Below are 19,764 nucleotides of genomic sequence, written 5' to 3'. Positions count from 1 at the left end.
ATGAGAAGACGACGGCAACACAGGCACATTATATTGATTGAAGCATCCCGCTGGCAAATTTACGCTTCGGCCCAAATTCACCAGCTTCGGCTCGCTGGTTCCGCATGCTCGATTTCAGCATTTATCTCCTCTACCGGACGGGAACCACCTTCGTCCGCGTCCTGCCGTTGCGGTTTCTTTTCTGGTTCGGCCAATTGATGGGCTTTTTGGGCTGGCTGCTCCTCCCCCATTATCGCCGGCTGGCGCAGCGTAACCTGGAGATTGCCTATTCCGGGGAAAAATCGACGCCGGAATTGCGACGCATCGCCCGCCGCCATTTCCAGAGGCTCGGCGCCAATCTGTTCTCCAGCGGGAAAATGGGTTTGATGGCGCCGGAAAAAATCTCGAAGCATCTCGAGACGGAAAATTTGGAGGCTGTTCATCGGGAGCTCCGGAACGGCCGGCCCGTGGTGGTGCTCCTCAGCCATATCGGAAACTGGGAACTGTTCGCGCAGCTTTTCCCCCGGTGCGTTGATTACGTCCGGCTCGCGACCGTTTATCAAAAGCTCGGGAACCGCTACGTCGACGAGGACGTGCGCCGAAAGCGAGGACGCACCGGCGTTGAAATGTTCGATCGCAGCGAAGGATTCCATGGCCCGATTGAATTACTTCGCTCGGGCGGGGTCATCGGAATTTTAGGGGACCAACATGCCGGCGACCATGGAGTTTGGACGCCATTCTTTGGCCGGCTCGCGTCGACGTCGCCACTCTCCGCCCTGTTGGCCAAACGCACCGGGGCCGCCGTCCTGGCCGCCGCCGTTCACACCGTTGGACCGGCCCGCTGGCGGATGGTCTTTACGGAGCGGATCGATTCCCCGGGTGACTCGGTGAACGCCATCACTCTCGCAGGCAACAAAGTTCTCGAGCAACAGATCCGGCCGGCCCCGGAGGATTGGTTCTGGGTGCACAACCGTTGGAAGACACCGCGGCCGAATTTTCTCCTGACGCATTACCGGCGCGGCGTTTACCTTCCCCCTGCGATGCCCTCAGATGAGTTGAAGCCGTTTCGGATCCTGATCCGGGGCTCAAACTGGCTCGGCGACAATGTCATCAGCATACCGGCCGTGCGCGCAATCAAGGCGGGACGACCGGATGCCCACATCACGATCGCGGTCCCGGAAAAGCTCGTCGCGGTTTGGAAACTCGTGCCCGAGGTCGACGAAATCATCGGCCTGGCGAGCGGTTCGCTGACCAAGGCGGTGCGAGCGTTGCGCCAGCGGCCGCGGTTCGATGTCGCCGTCCTCTTTCCAAATTCATTGCGGACTGCCCTGGAAGTCTGGCTCGCCGGGGTGCCCCGCCGGCTCGGCTACCGCGGACATCATCGCCGCTGGCTGCTGAACCAGATCGTCCCGGAGTCTCCGCGGCTCGGCCCCATCGAACACCAGGTCTACCGCTACCTCCAAATCGCGCGCGAGCTCGGCGGACCATCCGAGCCGCCGCCGAAGGGGCACTTTTTGCCACGCGGGAAAACGAATGGCGCCAGTGTGAAAGTTGGGTTGTGCCCGGGGGCCGAATACGGTCCGGCCAAGCGCTGGCTTCCGGAGCGTTTCGCTGAGGCCGCTCAAACGATTGCCAGTCAGCGGCCGGTCCAATGGATCCTTTTCGGAACGGCCAACGATGAGGAAACCGGCGCCGCGATCGCGGCGACGCTCGGCGGCAGCTGCATCAACCGAATTGGCAAAACGACGCTGGAAGAACTCATTGCCGAATTAAGCGAGTGCGCCCTGCTCCTCACCAACGACACCGGGACAATGCATCTCGCCACGATTTTGGGTGTTCCGGTCGTGGCCCTCTTCGGCTCGACGGAGCCCCGTCTGACCGGTCCGCTCGGAACCGGGCATCGCATTATTCGCCATCAAGTGGAATGCAGTCCCTGCTTTCTCCGCGAATGCCCGATCGATTTCCGATGCATGAAGGCAATCACCGTAGAGGAAGTCGCCGGATCGGTTTCCGAGTTCCTCGACAAGTGGGAGGCGACTTTGCGCCGTGATCATCCGGCGACGCGTCAATTCGGGAACTGACTCGGCGGCGTCCACCCGACAATTCCGTTGCTTTCACCAACGGTTCGGAAATGATGCTTTCGAATGTTGAACGAAAGCGCGCCTCGGATTCGCACCGAGCATCAGGTGATGTTTTTCGATACCGATTGTGCGGCGGTCGTCCATAACATCGCCTATCTGCGGTTCATCGAGGTGGCCCGCACGCTTCTCGCCGGGGAACTTGGCCTCGGCCTCGCCACCATGGCGGAGAACCAAAAATATCCGGTGGTTGTCCGGACGGAAATCGATTACCGACGCGCGGCGAAACTGGGGGACAAGCTCGTGGTGGAAGGCTGGCTTGATCGTCTCGAACGAGTGCGGTTCTGGTGCGCATTCAGGATTGTGCGACCCGTCGACGACACCCTGATTGCGGATTGCCGCCAGATGCTCGCGATCATTCAGATGCCCGAAGCGAAGTTGCTCCGGGTGCCGGACGACTGGGATCGATACCGCCTTCCGGATTCGGCGCCAACCTAACAAATTCCCATGGTCGCCGGCGCGCGCAGTCTCTCGCTCGAAGACACCTTCCTCGAGCCGCAAGTCCTCAATCCGCCGCCGACGCGTCACGCTCTGCTGGTCCTCCTCCTCACGCTCGCCGCCCTCCTCCACATCGGAACGGCGGCGCGGGGCGATCTGTTCGATGGCGTCGAAGGTCAGCTCGCGTCCGGCGCGAAAGAGATGCTGGAAACCGGGCATTGGCTTCTCCCCACCAACAACGGTGTTCCGCAGTTGCAGGTACCCCCGCTGGTCTATTGGTCGATCGCGCTCTCGTTTGAAATCTTTGGCGTGAGCGCGGCTGCGGCCCGGGTGCCAATCGCGCTGGCTACGATTGGCGCAATCGCGCTCACCTTTCTCATCGGCGAACGGCTGGCCGGGTATTGGCGTGGTTTTGCCGCCGGGCTCATTCTTCTCTGTTCCGGAGGAGTCTTCGCGCTCGGACGAATGGTCACGTTCGATTCCGTCTTCACCTTGTTGTTCACGGGCGCCGTTTATTGCGCCGTTTGCGGTTACCAGCAACGCAAGCTCCGTCCCGCGTGGTTTGCCGGTTTTTGGTTGTGCGCTGGCCTGGCCTTTCTGGCCAAAGGTCCGGGGGTCATCCTGTGTCTCGCCGGGCTTTTTGTCCTCCTGGCGATCTTCTTCCGGGAAGCGCGGCTCCGTTTTGCGCTTCTGTTGGATTGGCGTTACCTGCTTCTTTTCGCGGCCTTCGTGACCCCCTGGTTCATCTGGGCGCAACGGCATTTTCCGGGCTTCCTATCCCATTTCCTGAGCGGCCGGAGGGAACCCGCTCTGCCGCTCTGGCAGTTTCTCGCGCTCCACTTCGGCTGGTGGTTCCCGACTCTCCTTCTCATTCTTCCCGGGTTGATTTTCGCCCTGCGCAAAATAATTCGTCGCAGTGAATTCACGTTTGCCGATGCGCTGCCGCTTTGTTGGGCGGCCATCGTCATTCTCTGGCTGCTTTTCGCCGGCGAACGTCAGGCCACCTCCTCGATGAGCGCCTGGCCGGCGTTTGCCCTCTTCGCGGCCTGCGCCTGGGAACGAATGGCTCGTTCGCTCCGTCTGGTGGGTATCGCATTTGTTCTGGCGGCCGGTGTCGCGATTGCCGGCATGGCTTTCTTCGCTCCAGCAAAGCTCGCTCCGCTGATCGCGCCCAATCTTCCCGATTCGATCACTCTTCCGTTGCTGCCGCCGCTCATGATGGCGTCATTGCTCGTTTTCACTCTGCCCGCGCTCTATTTTGCCGCAAAAAATCGCGCCGAAATTGCATTATGTCTGCTCCTGGGCGCCATGGTGCCGATCGGATTCGGACTAACCGAAGGCGCTTCGCGAGTCGCTCCCTATTTGTCCCTCGCCGAAGCTGCTCAATTCCTGAACCCGCGACTGGGAAGCCGCGGCCAGGTTCTCTTTGAAGGAAAGTTGCGGGATGGAAACAGCCTGAGCTTCTACCTAAACAAGAAGTTCTTTTTCGTGAACCAATCGCCCGATGCCTTCGAGCAGAACGGTGATTTCCAGAACCAATATCTCGACGAACATTTTGTTCTCGAAGCCTGGAACCGGGCGGACCCGATCTATTTGATCATCGAAGAACAGCGGGTCTCCTATTGGCGGCAATTGATCACTGACCGCGTTCATATTTACCATCAGGTCACCGCCTGCGGACGACGGGTGGTCCTGAGCAACCAGTTGTAGCCTCGCGACCTTCAACGCATTCTTACTTCGATGAACGTCAAGGGACGCCACTACCGCACCATTTGGCCAAAACCGGGGGACGAGCGTGTGATCCAACTGATCGACCAACGCGCGTTGCCGCACCGGTTCGTGATCGAGGACGTTCGCACAGTCGCGGAGATGGCGGCAGCGATTCGCGAAATGCACGTGCGCGGCGCGGGATTGATCGGCGCGGCGGCGGGCTACGGAATGTATCTGGCGACGTTCGAGTCCGACCTCATGGCAGCCGCGGAGCAGTTGAAGGCGACGCGACCGACCGCGGTAAATCTGGCCTGGGCTGTGGACCGGCAATTGAAAGCAATCGCCGCCGCGGACTCGCCGGAGGAAAAGCGGGCGGTTGCGTTTCGCGCTGCGCAGCAAATCGCCGACGAAGATGCCGAATATTGCCGGCGGATTGGCGAACATGGTTTCCAGTTGATTCGGGATCTGAGCAAAAAAAAAGGCGGCGGTCCGGTCAACGTCCTCACCCATTGCAACGCCGGCTGGCTCGCGTTTGTCGATTTTGGCTCGGCCACTTCCCCGCTCTACGCGGCGCACGACGCCGGCATTCCGATTCACGTTTGGGTGGACGAAACGCGTCCGCGCAGCCAGGGATCGAAGCTCACCGCGTGGGAGCTCGGCGAACACGGCGTCCCGCACACCATTATCGCCGATAACGCGGGCGGCCATTTGATGCAGCGGGGCAAGGTGGACGCGGTGATCGTCGGGACCGATCGAACGACTTACACCGGCGACGTGGCGAACAAAATCGGCACCTATTTGAAGGCCCTGGCCGCAAAAGATAACGGCGTGCCGTTTTACGTCGCGCTCCCCTCCTCCTCCTTCGATTGGAGTATTCGCGATGGGGTAAACGAAATTCCGATCGAGGAACGCGGTTCCGAGGAAGTGAGCCATGCTGACGGGTTGCACGGCGGCGCTCATGTCGAAGTCCGGGTCGCCCCGGAGAGCAGCCCAGCCGCGAATTACGGGTTCGATGTGACTCCGCGCGAGCTAATTACGGGCCTTATCACGGAGCGCGGGATTTGCGAGGCGAACGAGCAAAGTATCCTCGAGCTTTTCCCTGAGCACCGCCGGGCTTGAAAAACCCGCGCACCATTGTAAGGTGCGCGCTCCCCAACCCCGGGAGAACAGGAGTATTTATGTCGCAACATCGCAGTCTAAAAGGAGCCAGCACCATTACGGCAAAGCGGAACGTCTTGAAACGCTTTGAGCGCGTTGAGCTTCTGAAGAAGCGCGGCCAGTTCAAGGAAGGCACGAAAGTCATCGGCCTTCCGAAGACGAAGCCGGACGCCTAGCAGGCTGGTGAATGGTGATAAGTGAATAGCGATTGGTAGACGGCAACACTGTCTTCCATTCACCAATCACCAGTCACCATTCACTTGAATCCCCGTGCGCCTGAACCGTTTCCTCGCCGCCGCCGGTGTCGGTTCGCGCCGGTCACGATGAATTAGTCTCAGCTGGTCACCGTTACGGTGACGGCCGACCCGATTCTTGGCTTCCGATCGAAGCCATCGCTCGCTCCACACACCGCTGAAAATTTTTGAGATTTGTATAGAGTTCATCCTTTGGGACGGCTCCCACAATAAGTTCTCCTCCGTGAGAACGAACACCTCCTTCGAGCATCAGATTGTCCATCAGCCCCCAGTCTTCGATGAACATGCCAGAGCGATCGCACAAACGACCCCGGTGATCTCTCGCACGCGGGAGCCCCAGATCCCTTAGCGTCCTGGAAGCGTAGTTCTCCGCTACATTCGTGTACGCGAACACAGGTTTCCCAAGACCCGCAGCAAAGCCCATTTCGTAAACCGTGCCGATATCCGCACTGATGCCCCGGAACGGCGTCATGTTAGCAATCAACAGATCGCAGCGTCGAATTAGGTCTTCATTGTAAGCGCTAATGCGGAAACCTGCTTCTGCCGGACTGCAATTACGAAGATCGAGCTCAGTATCGATTGGGAAAACCCCTTCGCCTCCGTACTGTTTACAAATCGCCTTTTTGGCTTCGCCGATCACGCCTGCCTGAGGAAGGAAAACTTCCGGTCCGGCCAGGTAGATTTTAGGCATGGTGCTCGACATTTCGCGTTGGTCGCAATCTATGGGTGAATTCCGGACGATGCGAACATCTGACTCGTGGCGGCAGATGCTCAAATTGGAGGCTGAGCGTGGGCATCGCAAGATGCCTTCCAAGATTCCCAGGGTGCAGTCTCAAATTCGCTCTCAGACAGGCATGGCGGGACCACGCAGCTTGGTATCTCCCCGTTTTCCAACTCGAATTTGCGGTCACGGCTACCAATAAAATACCATTCCTTCCACTCGCTCAGAACTTCTGGATTCAACTTCTTCAACGGCTCTTTTCCGTAATCCTCTTCCGGTTTTTCTGGAATTTTCTTCTCAGGCACGGGCCAATCCACGTCGGCTGATTTGCCAAGCAATAAGCTAAAGGGCGAGTCATCGTCCGGCGTTCCATTCGGGGCCGTGAACCAGCTCGGTTTGCCTAAACGAGCCATCGGCGCCCCAGCCGTTCGCTGCACAACTTCCGTCACTGCTGCTTTTGGAAAGGAGGCCTTGCTTTTACTCGCCGCCATCCAAGTTGCCCAAGCTTGAGTTAGCCGCCCATAACGCGAGAGGAGGTCCGGAGGATAAATTCCTAGCCGCACGTCAAAACGTCCTTCACGGGTAGCTGCTTTGTCCAAACCACCGATTAGATTCGTCGAGAGAATGAAACCGATGCGTTGCTTCTTCGCGTGTTCGTAGAGCTTCTTTAGTTTTGGCAGCATGCCGGGCGTAAGAAAACGCAGTATTCCCTCAGGCTTCTCTTCAGCTTCCCGGCTCCACAGAATCGAATCGAATTCATCGAACAGGATCACCACATCAGTTAGCATGGAGAGCCCGTCGAAGACCAGACGGGCGCGAGTTTCAATCTTCTCGACCCCAGCCAGCAAGATATCGCTCGGCGTCACTTCCACCAGCGGCACTTCGCACGTCTTGGCTAACGCTTCTGCAATGGTCGTTTTGCCCGTGCCAGGCGGGCCGTAGAGCACCAGGGAATATTTGTGGTTTTGCGAGGTATCTCCCAAGATATGCGCCCGCATCCCCTGCAAGACATTGGCGATGCTCTTCTTTCGCAGCCCAGAGACAACAAGGCCGAAGTCTGGATAGAAAAGATCTGGCAAACCGATGTTTTTCAATTCCACCGGCTGCCGGACACTGAGGTTGCTCAGAACCAATTGATTGATTCGTTTATCCAGCCCCCGTCCCAGCGCTTGCAAGGCGCGCAATGAAACGACAGTTAACCATTGCTGGCACAGTCCGTTTTCATTGTCGCGCTCGTGCCGCCAGCCCCCCGCTTTTTCTTGCCATGTCGTCCCAAAATGGCGCAGCAATTTCTGAACAAGCTCCGCTGTTATAGTCTCGGGCGCGTGGACCGTTAGTTCGGCAAAAGCCCGGATGGATTCGGCTGCGGCTACATGAAGCACATAGCCTTTGGCAAAGACATCGAATGGCCGATGACTTGGAATGCGACCGGCGTCCGTAACTTGCTCAGACACCGCGCGAAGCACGCGCTCAATTCGAGCATCCTCCACATTACCCAGCATGGCCAAACCGTTGACTGCAAACAAGAGTTCGGCGCCGTCGGCGATACGACGGCTTTGCGAAAGAGCGGAAGCCAATTCGCGATCCAGTATTGATTCCAGGTAACGCGAGGTAGGCCGTAGCTTTTCCTTCAGCTCTTTCGCAATCGCATTTAATGGAGCCGCGAGATCGCTAATCTGTTTTGTCTTTTCAGCGATGTCCGTGAAACTCTTCTCTAGTCTCTCGAAACTCTCGCGAACTTTGTCCCGCCCTAGCCGACTTGGCTTTTTTTCCTCAGCGGAATAGTACTCGATTGTCGCGCGAGCTTTGGACGCGGCCTCTTCGGCCAGATTGCAAATTTTTCTTAGTTTGTCCTCATGGGACTGCCCGTCTTCTAAAAACTGCCAGTGATCGACATATAGCTTCGTAGTGATAGCGGCCGTCTCTTTGAGCACGTTAGCGTGAATGTCCCACCATTCTTGCGGCATCTCCGGGAGCGGTTTTTCCTGCAAATCCACGACCGCCATCGTCAACTCCGCAAAATCTCGGCACATGTTGGCAAACGAGACGACGGCGCGAATACACCGCATCGTAACGAAGGCTGTCTGCGCCCCACCGTCACTCCCGGGACCAGCTCCTCCGAGCATCTCGTCGGGCTCGGAGGCTTTATAAAGTTCGTATACGATTCGAGCATAACTTCCGAAGCCACCGCTAGAAAAAGCACTCGGGAAGGATCGCGAGAGCGTTTCCAAGATGATAGCTGCTCGGAGTACCGGGACGTGATCATCCGTTCCTCCGAGCTTCCCCGTCTGGATATCAATATGTTCGAAGAAGCTTCCCGGATCGAGCGATGTGAGAGTTAAGGAATCGGCAGAAAGCTTGTCAGACAGTTTCTGGAAATCAGAGTCAGAGGCCTTCTTGGAATCGGAAAGTGCACTTAAGACCAAAGCAACCTCGATGAGATCTCCATCTCGAATCCACCCGTCGTTCTCTTCAGAACCACGCACCACTCGCTTCCTTAAGCCTTTATAGCCTTCCTTCTCCTGCTTCCGTACTTTGCTGCGAAGAGAATCGAGGATACGGACCTGTTCCATCTGTTCATATTCTGTGGTTGTGCTCATGGGTAGAGGGGTAAGAAATTCAACGATAAGATGGAATGCCGCTCGTTGGCAATCGCTCGCAATAAGTAAGCGTCAGACAGAGCGCGCCGTCACTAAACTGCTCCGCGCGGCACTCGGCCCAGCCAGACGCAATAGTTCTGGCAGATGTGTGGAAAACCGAAGCGGTGTTTGAAGTTGAGGTTCGCTTTTGTGGACTTCGACGCTTCATTGAGTGCGCAATGCGCCTGAACCGTTTTCTTGCCGCCGCCGGTGTCGGCTCGAGGCGGCATTGCGACCAGCTGATTGCTGAGGGTCGCGTCACGATCAACGGCCGGGTTTGCACTGATTTCAGCGCGCAACCCGCGGAGGAAGACCACATCAAAGTCGGCGGCAAACTCGTCCGCCGAGAACGCCCGCTCCACATCATCCTCAACAAGCCCGCGGGTTTTGTTTCGACGCGTTCCGATCCCAATGCGCGCGACACTATTTTCGATCTCCTGCCGCCGAAATTCCCGCGCCTCTTTAATATCGGCCGGCTCGATGCCCAGACGGAAGGCCTGCTGGTCCTGACCAACGATGGCGACCTGGCGCAACGCCTGACCCATCCGCGCTACAAAATCGAAAAGGAATATGAGGTCACCCTGGATCATCCCTGGGATCCGGTTCTCGCGCGGAAACTGATCGATGGCGTGATGCTCGACGGGCAGCGCGCCCGGATCGACAAGATCCATTCGGTAAAGGCTGCACGCCTTCAGGTTGTCCTCCGGCAAGGCATCAACCGGCAGATTCGCCGGATGTTTTACGAGATTGGCTATGAGGTGAAGAAACTCGTCCGCACCCGGATCGGGCGTCTGCGTTTGGGGGATTTGCCACGGGGACATTGGCGGCCGCTGAGCAGGAGCGAACTAAAATCGCTCCAGCCTCAGGACAAACGATAACCGTTCCGCTTACTCCGCCTCCGCTCGCAAAATCTCCAGCGGCGGCGCGCTCCCTACTCCACGGCTCGCGATTAACCCGATCGCAACCGTCAGCAAACTCACCGAGCCAGCCGTTACAAAAAGCGGCAAGATCGTTGGCGAGTAACTGAGTTCAAAAACGAATTTCGCCAGGGCCCAGCTTGCGGCTACCGCCAGGACGATTCCCGTGGCGCTCGCGAAAACCCCGAGAAGAAAATATTCGGCGCAGAGTATTTTCCAGATTTGCAGCCGCGACGCCCCGAGCGTGCGCAACAGAATGCTTTCCTGAAGCCGCTGATAGCGCCCGCTCCAGATGGTACTCGCCAATACGATCAGGCCGGCGCCCACGGTGAAGAGCGACATGATGCGAATCACCAGCGCCACTTTGCTCAAAATCGAATCGACGGTTTGGATCACGGAAGTCAGGTCGATCGCGGAAACATTTGGGAATTTTTCCACCACCGCGTTTTGCAATTTCGCGGATTCGGCCGGCGTAGGCACCCGGCTCACCAAAACATGAAACGTCGGGGCGTTTTCCAAAACGCCAGCTGGAAACACGACAAAGAAATTCGTCTGGAACCGTTTCCAATCGACTTCTCGCGTGCTGGCCAGCGTCGTCTTGATCGGGACTCCCTGGACGTCGAAGATCAGTTCGTCGCCGATCTTTATCCCGAGATCTTTCGCAATGTCACCCTCGACCGAGATCGGCACCGTATCGCCCGGTTTATAGTCGATCCGCCCAATCCATTTCCCCGCTGTGACCTTCTCGGTCTCGGTAAGCTGGTCGCGATAAGTCGTCCGGTATTCTCGTTCCAATTCCCACTCCGGTGTTTTCCGCTGCGGATCGAGGAGAATGTCGGCGCTTTTCCGTCCCTTCACCTCAGCAAGCCGCATCGTGACGATCGGCGCTTCCTGGATGACCGGCAGACCGGCGGCCCGCACAGTCTCGGCCACGCCCGCTTTTTGGTCCGGCTGGATGTCGAAGAAAAAGATGTTGGGCTGGTTATTGGCGCCGAGCGAAGTGAACTGCGAGAGCAACACTTCGCGAGTGAGATAGAGATTGAGCAGGAGAAAAGTACCGAGCCCTAACGAAAGGGTGAGGAGCAGCGTGCGGTTGTTCGGCCGGTAAAGGTTCGCCAATCCCTGCCGCAACACGAAGCTCCAACCGTGCGGGAAGAATTTGCGAATGCCAACGATGAGGAGCTTGGCGACCGCGGCAAAAATGCCGACGGCCACAAACAAGGCCAGGGCGAAAATCACGCCACGCACAACTGTTTCGGCCTGCGAAATCGAAAACGCGGTGATCCCGGCGACGATCAGGCCGTAGATCGCCCAGAGAATGAGGTCGCGCCTGCGGCCCGGCGATTCGACTTCCACCGCGGCACGAAAAACGCGGAGGGGCGACAATCGTCGAAAGCGGAGCAGCGGCGGCAGGGCGAAGAGAATGCAAACCGCGAACCCGATGAAAAAGCCGGCAAAGATCGGCTGCCACGCGAGGGAAGTTGTGATCGGCAGGGGCAGGAATGACATGAGAATGCGCGGAAAAAGCCGCTGCATCGCCACTCCGAGCGCCGCGCCCATGCCGGCGCCAAAAAGCCCCATCGCCGCGGTCTGAATTAGATAGACCGTGACGGTGCCGGCCGCGGACATGCCAAGACAGCGCAGGATCGCGCCAGTCCTGGTTTTCTGCTGGAGATGCGCCTGGATCGCGCTGGCCACGCCGACGGCGCCGAGCAAGAGCGAAATGAACCCGACAAGATTGAGGAAACGATACAGGTTATCGAGCGACTTACCGAGATCGCGCTTCCGCTTCTCGACCGTGTCGTAATCCATGCCCAGCCGTTTGATCTGCGGCCCAAGCATTTCCATTCGCGCTTCGACGTCGGTGTTTTCCGGAAACTTCACATAGGCTCGATAGCGGGCGAGGCTGCCCGGCTTCAGCAAATGGGTTTGCTCCAGCTCCTGGAGCGGAATGTAAACCCGCGGCGCGAAGGATCCGGCGGCCGTCGCTTCGCCCGGCATTTTCCGAAGCGCACCCGCAACGATGAATTCAAAGTCGCCGATTTTCACCGGATCACCCGGTTCGACGTGGAACTGGAGCATTAGACTCTCCTCGAGGACCGCGCGCGCTCCCTCCCGGAATTCGCGGGCGGCCGCCGCGGGCGTCGTTTCCATGGGGCCATAAAACGGAAAATCGCCCCCAAGGGCGCGGACGCTGGCAAGTCTGGTTCCGTTGCTCTTCGGGAAACTGGTCATGGTCGTGAACCGGACTTCGCGCGCCTGCGCTTCGCCTAACGAGTGCAACAGGGCTTCGTCCTCAGGTCGAAACGCTCTCGTCGATTGAACGACGAGATCCGCTCCCAGCAGCGTGCGCGCCTGGTCGTCAATCGCCCGGGCCAGGCTGTGGCGAAACGAACCGATGCTCACCAGGGCCGCGATCCCCAGCGTGATCGAGATGGAAAAGAGCAGGAGCCGCCGCCGGCTCGACCGGCTGTCGCGCCACGCCATTTTCCAAATGAAGGAATTGATCATCAGCTATTGAAACGACGTCATACCATCTCCCCGTTCTTCAGCCGGATGGTCCGCTCGGTCAGGCGGGCGACCTCCGGATCATGGGTCACCAACACCAGCGCGGTCCCCGCGCTGCGGTTTAGCTCCAGCATGACTTCGATGACCGAACTGCTCGTCTCGGCGTCGAGGTTTCCGGTCGGCTCGTCCGCGAAAAGGATTTTTGGACGGTTGATGAAAGCCCGCGCCAAAGCCACCCGCTGCTGTTCGCCCCCGGAAAGCTGCGCGGGATAATGGTCCACTCGTTCGCCGAGCCCGACCCGGCCTAACAAGTCGAGTCCCAGTTGCCGCGCGCTCCGGTCGCCGCGCAGTTCCATCGGCACGGTCACGTTCTCCAGCGCCGTTAGCGTCGGAATGAGCTGAAAGTTTTGGAAGACGAAGCCGACATGTTCGTTGCGAATCCGGGCCCGCTCATCCTCCCCCTCTTCGCCCAGCGTGATCCCGTTTAAAAGGACCGACCCCGACGTCGGCCGATCCAGGCCCGCGCAGAGGCCGAGCAGCGTTGTCTTCCCGCTGCCCGATGGTCCGAGGATCGAGCAGGTCCCGCCCGCCGGCAGGTCGAACGAAATATCTCTGAGCACCGTGAGCTGGCCGGCGCCGGTCGCGTAAGTCTTGGTCAGGTGCTGAACATCGAGAATGGAAGAGGCGCTCATTGACGGTAGGTTTGGGTTCGTCTTGCTTACGCGAACATGATCCGCCGCGCATGAGAAAAACGATGCCAGCATTTTGGGGAATTGCGCTCGCCGCTTATTTTTTCCCAGCGACGCTTTTCGGCCAGACCGCCACTCCCTCGCCGGCGTCGGTTTCGAAGAAGAACATCGTTTTTCTGGGCGACAGCCTTACGGCCGGGTTGGGCGTCCAGTCAGGGGAAGCGTTTCCGGCCCTGGTCGCGGAGAAGATCCGCGCCGCCCAGCTGCCGTTCGAAATCCAGAACGCAGGTTTGAGCGGCGATACCAGCGCGGGAGGCTTGCGCCGGATCGATTGGCTGCTCCAACGGCCGATCGACGTTCTCTTTCTTGAACTTGGCGGCAACGACGGACTGCGCGGCCTCGATTTGAAAGCGATGAAATCGAACCTCCAGGCCATCATCGACAAAGCCAAAACGAAGAATCCTCAGATGAAAGTTGTGATTGCCGGAATGCAGATGCCGCCAAACATGGGCGACGATTATGCGAATGGGTTTTCGCGAGTTTACAGGGAACTCGCCCAGGAAAATAAGGCTACGCTCATTCCGTTCCTGCTCGAAGGCGTTGGCGGCAATCGCGAATTGAACCAGCGCGACCTGATTCATCCAAGCCCGGAGGGACATCGAATCATCGCCGACCTGGTCTGGCGCACCTTGGAGCCAATCCTGCGCGCGCCATGAGCGGATTCGACCTGACTGGCTGTTGCGCGTTGATTACCGGAGCGTCGGCCGGGATTGGGCGCGAGTTCGCCCGGCAATTGGCGGGTCGTGCCGCGTCGCTCGTTCTGGTGGCTCGACGCTTGGAGAGGCTGGAGGAACTGCGCGCCGAGCTGACGAAAGGGGATCCGAACCTGAATGTCCACTGTCGCGCCGTCGATCTCGCGGATGAGAGAGCTGTGACGGCATTATGCGATTGGCTCGCGCAGGAAAAAATCGCGGTCGATTTCTTGATTAACAATGCCGGCCTCGGCGATCGCGGGACGTTCGTTACCGGAGAGCCGGAGCGTCTCCGCCAAATGCTCGAAGTAAACATTGTCGCGCTCACGATGCTGACGCGCGCGCTGTTGCCCGCGATGATCGAGAAGAGACGCGGCGCGATCCTGAACGTCAGCTCGAGCGCCGGATTTCTTTCGCTCCGGAAAATGGCCGTTTACGCTGCCAGCAAAGCGTACGTCACCAGTTTCTCCGAGGCCGTCCGCGGCGAAGTCCGGAAACAAGGCATTGTCGTGAGCACGCTTTGTCCCGGCCCCGTCGATACCGAGTTCAGCTCCGTCGCACGCCGCAGCATCGTGAAGCAGCCGTATCCCAGCCCTTCCTTCATGCACGTGCCGGTGGAAGCTGTCGTCCGCGCCAGTCTCGCCGGAATCGAGCACAACAAAGCGCTCGTCATTCCGGGAATCGTAATGAAGATCGCGATGCTCCTCGTGCGGCTCACGCCGATGGCGATCCTGCGGCGCCTCTAGCGCGCCTCTTCTGTAGATGCCTAGTACTTCACCGAGCAACCGTACGGCTTCGTGGTGGCCGTGGTCACAGGCTTGCCGCCCATCGATTCCTCGAGCGCGACTTTCACGTAATTGGTCGAGTTCGCGAGGTCGGCCGGATTGGCGGAGGCTTTGCTGTCGATGGCGCCTTCGTAAATGATTTTGCCTTCGGGATTGATGACGAACATATGCGGCGTGTTCTTCGCCCCATAGGTCTGGCCAGCTTTACCGTTGGGATCAAGAAGCAGGGCCGTTTGTTTCGTTTTCCATTCCGTCATTTTCTGGTTCGCCTGCTCAGCGGTGAGGTGTCCTTCTTTGCCAGCAGCCGATGAATCGATGCTCAGCCAGACGACGCCCTTGCCGGTAAATTCTTCCTGCAACTTTTGCATGTTCCCGCTGCCATAATGCTTCTTCACGAATGGGCACTCGGGATTGAACCACTCCAAGACCACGTACTTCCCCTTGTATTGCGAGACAGATTGCGTCTTCCCTTTCGAATCGGTCACCGAAAAATCGGGCGCGGTGGTTCCGACCGCCGGAGATTCGGCAGCGAAAAGCGCGGTGGAAGCAACACAGGAGAGCAGGCTAACAAGCAGTTTTGATTTCATATTCATTGAGCAGCGACGTGTGGTAACAGGGTTTCCAGTTTTTCCAGGATAAGGCTTTGGGTGAGCAATTCCGGAAACAAAATCGGTTCCGCGTTCTTGCCCGGGTAAAGCACATACATTGGGACACCGGGCCGGCCAAATTGTTTCAAAATTTTTGTGATCGCGGGATCGGCATTGGTCCAGTCCGCTTTAATTTTGACGACGCCGTGGCGTTGAAAGGCATCGCGCACGGCGCTGCTTTCGAGGACGCTCGCCTCGTTAAACTTGCAGGTCAGGCACCAGGCCGCGGTGAAATCCACGAAGACGGAATGGCCTTGCCCGAGTTCCTCTTCCAAACGCTCCGGCGTAAAAGGCTGCCAGTCGCCCTGCATCTGCATCTCGCCGGAAGCGAGGCGGGTGGCGCGGAATTTTTCGCCGATAAAATAATAGCCGCTGCCGAGCAGAAGCAGGAGCGCGAGCAGGATCGAGACGACACGAGCCACATGGGAAGCCGTCGGCACAAGGAAGACGCCTTTCATCCAGCAGACGACACTGAGCGCCAGCAAAAAGCAGGAGGCCCAAATGACCCCTTCAACCCCGCGTTGAGCGCCCAGGACCCAAAGCAAAAAGAGGAGCGTCGCCAGCAGGAGAAAACCCATCAGCTGTTTCACGTGCACCATCCAGGCACCGGGCTTGGGGAGCAGACGCATCCAGGCCGGTTGGGCGGAAAGCAGGAGATAAGGCGAAGACATGCCGGCCGCGATGGCGACAAACATCAGCAGAATCGTCCAGCCCGATTGGGTAAAGGCAAACCCCAGCGCCGTGCCGAGGAACGGCGCCGTACAGGGTGTCGCCAGAACGGTCGCGAAGACGCCCTGGAAAAAAGAGCCGGCGTCCCCTTCCCGCGCGGTCCAACCGAGCACCCCGCGACTCGCGCTTTGGGGCAGCGTGATTTCGAAAACGCCGAAAAGATTGAGCGCAAAAACCAGAACCACCGCGCTCATAAACAGGACGAAATACGGATTCGTGAATTGAAACGCCCAGGTGATCTCGCGACCGGCTGATTTCAGCCCGATGAGGAGAAGCGCGAGGCCAATGAACCAGGCAAAAATCCCCGCGATAAAGGCGAGCCCGCTTCGCAGGATGCGTCGCCGATCTTGGCCGGCGTGCTGGATGAAACCAAAAATCTTGAGCGAGATGACCGGCAACACACAGGGCATCAGGTTCAGAATGAAGCCGCCGAGGAAACCGAAGAGCAGAAATTTCCAGAGGCTTCCGGATCCCCCGGAAAGCATCTGGACCTCAGTCGGCAACGTCCAGCCGTTGCGCTCGGCGCTGTTCGCGCTCTGGCCGAAGACGACCACCCCGTTGAGCGCGGACAATTTTGGGTCGCCTTCAATCGGCACCCGGAAGATCAGCTTGCCGGGAGCGCTCCGCTCCGTTTTGGGATGACCGACAACGACGTTGGCGTCCGGCAATGGGAAAAAATCCGCCGCGGGATAATTCGCCAGCGCGGCGCTCTCGACCGTCAATTGCAATTCCTGGCCGCCTCGGCTCCAAGTCGCGCTGGCGACCTTGCCCTCCGGCCATTTCTGCGGAAGTGATCGCCGATAGCGCGTGAAGAGGTCCTCGTTCGCGGCCGCATTCTTGTCGGAAACGGGGAGTCCAATTTGGAGATTCGCGCTGCCCGGGATACAAAGTTTCTCGCAAACGAGCCAGCTGGCTTCAGCCGCCAATTTGATCGAAGAATCAGGCACCGACGCCGGCGGCGTGATCTCCTGGAGGAGCATCACTTCATTGTCGTAACCGTAGGTTTCGATATCCCCGGGGTCGATCATCCGAAACGGAAGCGGCCACTGGATTTCGCCTGCCTTCCAACCGGGCGGCAGGTTCCATTTGATCTCGGTGGGCAAACCAGCGTCGCCGGAAAAACGCCAATAGGTATGCCAATGCGGCGCCATTTTCAGAAGAAGGCCGACGGTAAGGGGTTTGCCCGGAACAACGGCGTTGACATCGGCGACCAGGCTGGCCTGGACCAGTTCCTTGCCCTGGAAAGTCTGGGCGCGACCGGGGCAGACGAATGCCAGGACCGAGATCGCCGCGAGCAACGAGCTGCGCATGGAAAACCCTGGATTCATGCCGTTACTTACCATCGAGGAATAACCACGGCAACGTAGCCGCGTCATGGCTCGCGGCCTGCTCCTGATTGGGGTATGCGAACCGTTGTCGTCCTGGTGGTCGTGGCCGTGCTGGGCTGGCTGTTTCTTGTTCAAAAGCAAAAAGAAACTCAGCAAGTAGCGACTACGCCGGCCGCGACGGCCTCTAAGCAAACCGCGGCCGCGCCCCGGCCGGTGAGCGAGCATAATTGGATGAAACGCTCGCTTGATCGAACCAACGAGGTGAAGCGTCAGGTCGCCGAGCAGCGGAAACAAGACGGTACCCACTAAGGGTTTTCAGTCCGCCGGCGTCGATCGGAAGCGAAAAAGCTTTCTTACTTCGCGGCGCCTGGCCCCAGCTTCTGCCGGATAGCCGCCTTGAATTCAGCCGTCGAGAGAACCTGACCGGTGGTCGCGGCCTTTTCGTCCAACCCCAGTTTTGCCACATCAGCGACAGGCGCGCCGTTGTCCTTCGAGACAACTTCGCGGCCGCCAGCTTCCTTTTGAATCCGGAAGCGTCCATGCATGATCCCCACCAGCGGCACGAACTGGGTGCCATTGTTTTCCACGAAAAGAATATCGCGATCGCCCAACTTAAATCTCGGCGTATCGGTCGCCTCCATCATTTGCCCATCCAGCGCGCCCCCAAACATCCGGATCGTGTAGCTTTCGCTCAGCGAGCCCTTGATCGCGTCGTCGACTTTGAAAGTAACGAGGGTCACAATGTGTCGTTCTGCTCCAACGCCCGCCCATTGCGGGCGTAGATCCGTCACAGTACCCTGAAAGATCACTTCCGCCTGGCCGACGAGCTGATCGAAAGTGGGCGGAATAACGGTGGTGGCGCGAAGCGCCGGCAAGGTGAGCGCGAGGCACGCCAGCAAAAATGGAGAGCGGCGGATTTTCATAAAAACGTCAGGGATCGAGATCGAAGACTTCCACAAGGCCGACGCCGGTTGCGTCATCCACGCCGCGAACGATCGCGGTGTAATTCCCGGCGCCCAGGGTCGCAATAACGGCTGATTCCAGGCCGTTGGTGGGCGGCATGGCAGCGGCGATTTCACTGGCTTGCGGGCTGTTGCCCCAATCGTCGTTCGAGGCCATGAGATTCCCCGAGGCGTCACGTAATTCCAAATAGGGATCCTCCAGTACTCCGGAAATCATTCCAGCAAGCGATGGCCCCAGCGCGCGCACGATGATTTTCTTGGCCGTGCCTCCCCGGACGATCAATCCTCCAATCATCGGTTCGCCTCCGGTTCCCACCGACCCGCGCGTCGCAATATTCATCATTCGCGCACTGTTCCCGTCCATCTCGTAAACTTCCACCAGGCCAGTCCCCTGACCGCCGCCCCACCCGCTCACCACCGCGGTGTAACTTCCGGGAGGAGCGGTAACGAGGATCGCCGATTCCGCCGGACTGGTTGGGGCAAAGCCCATCTCCTGAATCTGGCTCGCCAGTCCGTCATCCTGCCAGTTGTTGTTCGAAGCAATGATGGTCCCGGTGGAATCGTGCAACTCCAGGACGGGATCGGCCAGGACATTCGGAATTCCGGCGCCGGCAAGAGAAGGTCCCATAGCTCGCAGAATGAGTGTCTTGGGTTGCGCCCCCTGGACAATGAAGCCACCGATCAGAACGCTCTGGCCGGTGCCAACGTTCATCCGCGTGGAAATATTTGCGAGATGACTCCCGGACGGTCCGGGCGTGGCTGTGGGAGCCGGGGTAGGCGTGGGCTCGCCGGCTCCGTAGAGATGCTGTCCACCGGCGATGTCGTCCGCGGAAAGGACTTCCTGATTGCTGACGACGGAGTTCATGACGGCGACGACTTGTTGGCCACCAGTATCAGGATGGCCCAGGCCAAGCGTGTGCCCGAGTTCATGGAGAAGAACGCGGCGAATGTCGGGAATGGCGAGCCCGTGAGGCACGAATTGCAGAGGGCCCCGGTAGGAATCGAAAGTGATCGCCCGATTAAAGAGCGTGTCGGATTCCACCATGTTCGAACCGCTGCTCGAGTAATAGGTCACCGCGAGGGTGTTCGAGCCGAAGGACTGACCGAAAACCGAATTGGCAAAGACGACCGAGTTCAGGTGGTCGGTGGGCGAGGCCAGCCCAAGGGGGTTGAGCACGTTGGTCACGACGACGCGCTGAATTCTCTCGTTCCACATTTGAGCCACAGGCAAGACCGCCGTATCCCAGGAGATATTTCCGTCCTGGAGAGTGCGGCCGGCGGGTCCCAGACCGAGTTGGAGAACCAGAACGCTGCCACTCGGCCAACTTTTACCGGTGAGAACATACGCGTGTCCGGCGGTCACTACGCCAAACATCGCGGCGACGGCAAGCGCGCAAGCATGCCTCATCG

General features: G+C 58.8%; 17 protein-coding genes. 9 read left to right on the top strand and 8 right to left on the bottom strand.

The genetic code is table 11. From position 1 onward, the window contains the following. The first annotated feature begins 104 nt into the window (after positions 1-104). The 5 genes from waaF (at position 105) to VJU77_02495 (ending at position 5,599) form a co-directional block, all read left to right on the top strand. Positions 105-2,060 (top strand): lipopolysaccharide heptosyltransferase II, encoded by a 1,956-nt coding sequence (gene waaF / locus VJU77_02515; protein HKP02210.1) that lies wholly within the window; start codon positions 105-107, stop codon positions 2,058-2,060. Between the two features lie 63 nt (positions 2,061-2,123). Beyond that, positions 2,124-2,555 carry a thioesterase family protein gene (locus VJU77_02510; GenBank protein HKP02209.1) on the top strand — a complete coding sequence of 144 codons (432 nt, stop codon included), beginning with the start codon at positions 2,124-2,126 and terminating at the stop codon, positions 2,553-2,555. 9 nt (positions 2,556-2,564) lie between these two features. Beyond that, positions 2,565-4,265 (top strand): glycosyltransferase family 39 protein, encoded by a 1,701-nt coding sequence (locus VJU77_02505; protein HKP02208.1) that lies wholly within the window; start codon positions 2,565-2,567, stop codon positions 4,263-4,265. A 30-nt stretch (positions 4,266-4,295) separates the two neighbouring features. Beyond that, a complete protein-coding gene (gene mtnA, locus VJU77_02500; protein HKP02207.1) occupies positions 4,296-5,384 on the top strand; it encodes an S-methyl-5-thioribose-1-phosphate isomerase in 1,089 nt (362 codons plus the stop codon). A 59-nt stretch (positions 5,385-5,443) separates the two neighbouring features. Next, the gene (locus VJU77_02495) at positions 5,444-5,599 is read left to right on the top strand and encodes a small basic protein (protein ID HKP02206.1); all 156 of its coding nucleotides are present in this window, start codon (positions 5,444-5,446) and stop codon (positions 5,597-5,599) included. A 172-nt stretch (positions 5,600-5,771) separates the two neighbouring features. On the opposite strand, the gene VJU77_02490 is transcribed toward VJU77_02495, so the two are convergent. Both VJU77_02490 and VJU77_02485 read right to left on the bottom strand, forming a co-directional pair. Next, the gene (locus VJU77_02490) at positions 5,772-6,368 is read right to left on the bottom strand and encodes a nucleoside 2-deoxyribosyltransferase (protein HKP02205.1); all 597 of its coding nucleotides are present in this window, start codon (positions 6,366-6,368) and stop codon (positions 5,772-5,774) included. 80 nt (positions 6,369-6,448) lie between these two features. Further along, entirely contained in the window at positions 6,449-8,998 is a 2,550-nt protein-coding gene (locus VJU77_02485; protein HKP02204.1) for an ATP-binding protein, read from the bottom strand. Between the two features lie 218 nt (positions 8,999-9,216). On the opposite strand from VJU77_02485, the gene VJU77_02480 reads away from it, so the two are divergent. Then, positions 9,217-9,915, top strand: coding sequence for a pseudouridine synthase (locus tag VJU77_02480; protein HKP02203.1), 699 nt, complete (start codon positions 9,217-9,219; stop codon positions 9,913-9,915). 9 nt (positions 9,916-9,924) lie between these two features. Here the strand turns inward: VJU77_02480 and VJU77_02475 are convergent, their stop codons facing one another. Both VJU77_02475 and VJU77_02470 read right to left on the bottom strand, forming a co-directional pair. Further along, positions 9,925-12,465 carry an FtsX-like permease family protein gene (locus VJU77_02475; GenBank protein HKP02202.1) on the bottom strand — a complete coding sequence of 847 codons (2,541 nt, stop codon included), beginning with the start codon at positions 12,463-12,465 and terminating at the stop codon, positions 9,925-9,927. A gap of 17 nt (positions 12,466-12,482) precedes the next feature. After that, entirely contained in the window at positions 12,483-13,154 is a 672-nt protein-coding gene (locus VJU77_02470; protein ID HKP02201.1) for an ABC transporter ATP-binding protein, read from the bottom strand. A gap of 50 nt (positions 13,155-13,204) precedes the next feature. On the opposite strand from VJU77_02470, the gene VJU77_02465 reads away from it, so the two are divergent. Next, positions 13,205-13,867: a GDSL-type esterase/lipase family protein gene (locus VJU77_02465; GenBank protein ID HKP02200.1), complete on the top strand. Its 663-nt coding sequence runs from the start codon at positions 13,205-13,207 to the stop codon at positions 13,865-13,867. Further along, positions 13,864-14,649 carry an SDR family NAD(P)-dependent oxidoreductase gene (locus VJU77_02460; GenBank protein ID HKP02199.1) on the top strand — a complete coding sequence of 262 codons (786 nt, stop codon included), beginning with the start codon at positions 13,864-13,866 and terminating at the stop codon, positions 14,647-14,649. Before VJU77_02465 ends, VJU77_02460 begins: the two co-directional genes overlap by 4 nt. 20 nt (positions 14,650-14,669) lie before the next feature. Here VJU77_02460 and VJU77_02455 read toward each other — a convergent pair whose 3' ends face one another. Continuing rightward, positions 14,670-15,275: a redoxin domain-containing protein gene (locus VJU77_02455; protein ID HKP02198.1), complete on the bottom strand. Its 606-nt coding sequence runs from the start codon at positions 15,273-15,275 to the stop codon at positions 14,670-14,672. A gap of 2 nt (positions 15,276-15,277) precedes the next feature. Then, on the bottom strand, positions 15,278-17,440 hold the full coding sequence (locus VJU77_02450) for a protein-disulfide reductase DsbD domain-containing protein (protein HKP02197.1): 2,163 nt from the start codon (positions 17,438-17,440) through the stop codon (positions 15,278-15,280). A gap of 27 nt (positions 17,441-17,467) precedes the next feature. Between VJU77_02450 and VJU77_02445 the strand changes: the two genes are divergently transcribed. Beyond that, the gene (locus VJU77_02445; protein ID HKP02196.1) at positions 17,468-17,701 is read left to right on the top strand and encodes a hypothetical protein; all 234 of its coding nucleotides are present in this window, start codon (positions 17,468-17,470) and stop codon (positions 17,699-17,701) included. A gap of 44 nt (positions 17,702-17,745) precedes the next feature. Here the strand turns inward: VJU77_02445 and VJU77_02440 are convergent, their stop codons facing one another. Together VJU77_02440 and VJU77_02435 are read right to left on the bottom strand one after the other, a co-directional pair. After that, positions 17,746-18,315, bottom strand: coding sequence for a hypothetical protein (locus tag VJU77_02440; protein ID HKP02195.1), 570 nt, complete (start codon positions 18,313-18,315; stop codon positions 17,746-17,748). A gap of 7 nt (positions 18,316-18,322) precedes the next feature. Further along, positions 18,323-19,762 (bottom strand): matrixin family metalloprotease, encoded by a 1,440-nt coding sequence (locus tag VJU77_02435; protein HKP02194.1) that lies wholly within the window; start codon positions 19,760-19,762, stop codon positions 18,323-18,325. Between the last annotated feature and the right edge of the window lie 2 nt (positions 19,763-19,764).

The sequence above is a fragment of the Chthoniobacterales bacterium genome, from assembly GCA_035274845.1.
Taxonomy (GTDB): Bacteria; Verrucomicrobiota; Verrucomicrobiia; order Chthoniobacterales; family UBA10450; genus AV80.
The sequence above is the reverse complement of the archived record's forward strand: the minus strand, read 5'-3'. Positions and strand labels throughout refer to the sequence as shown.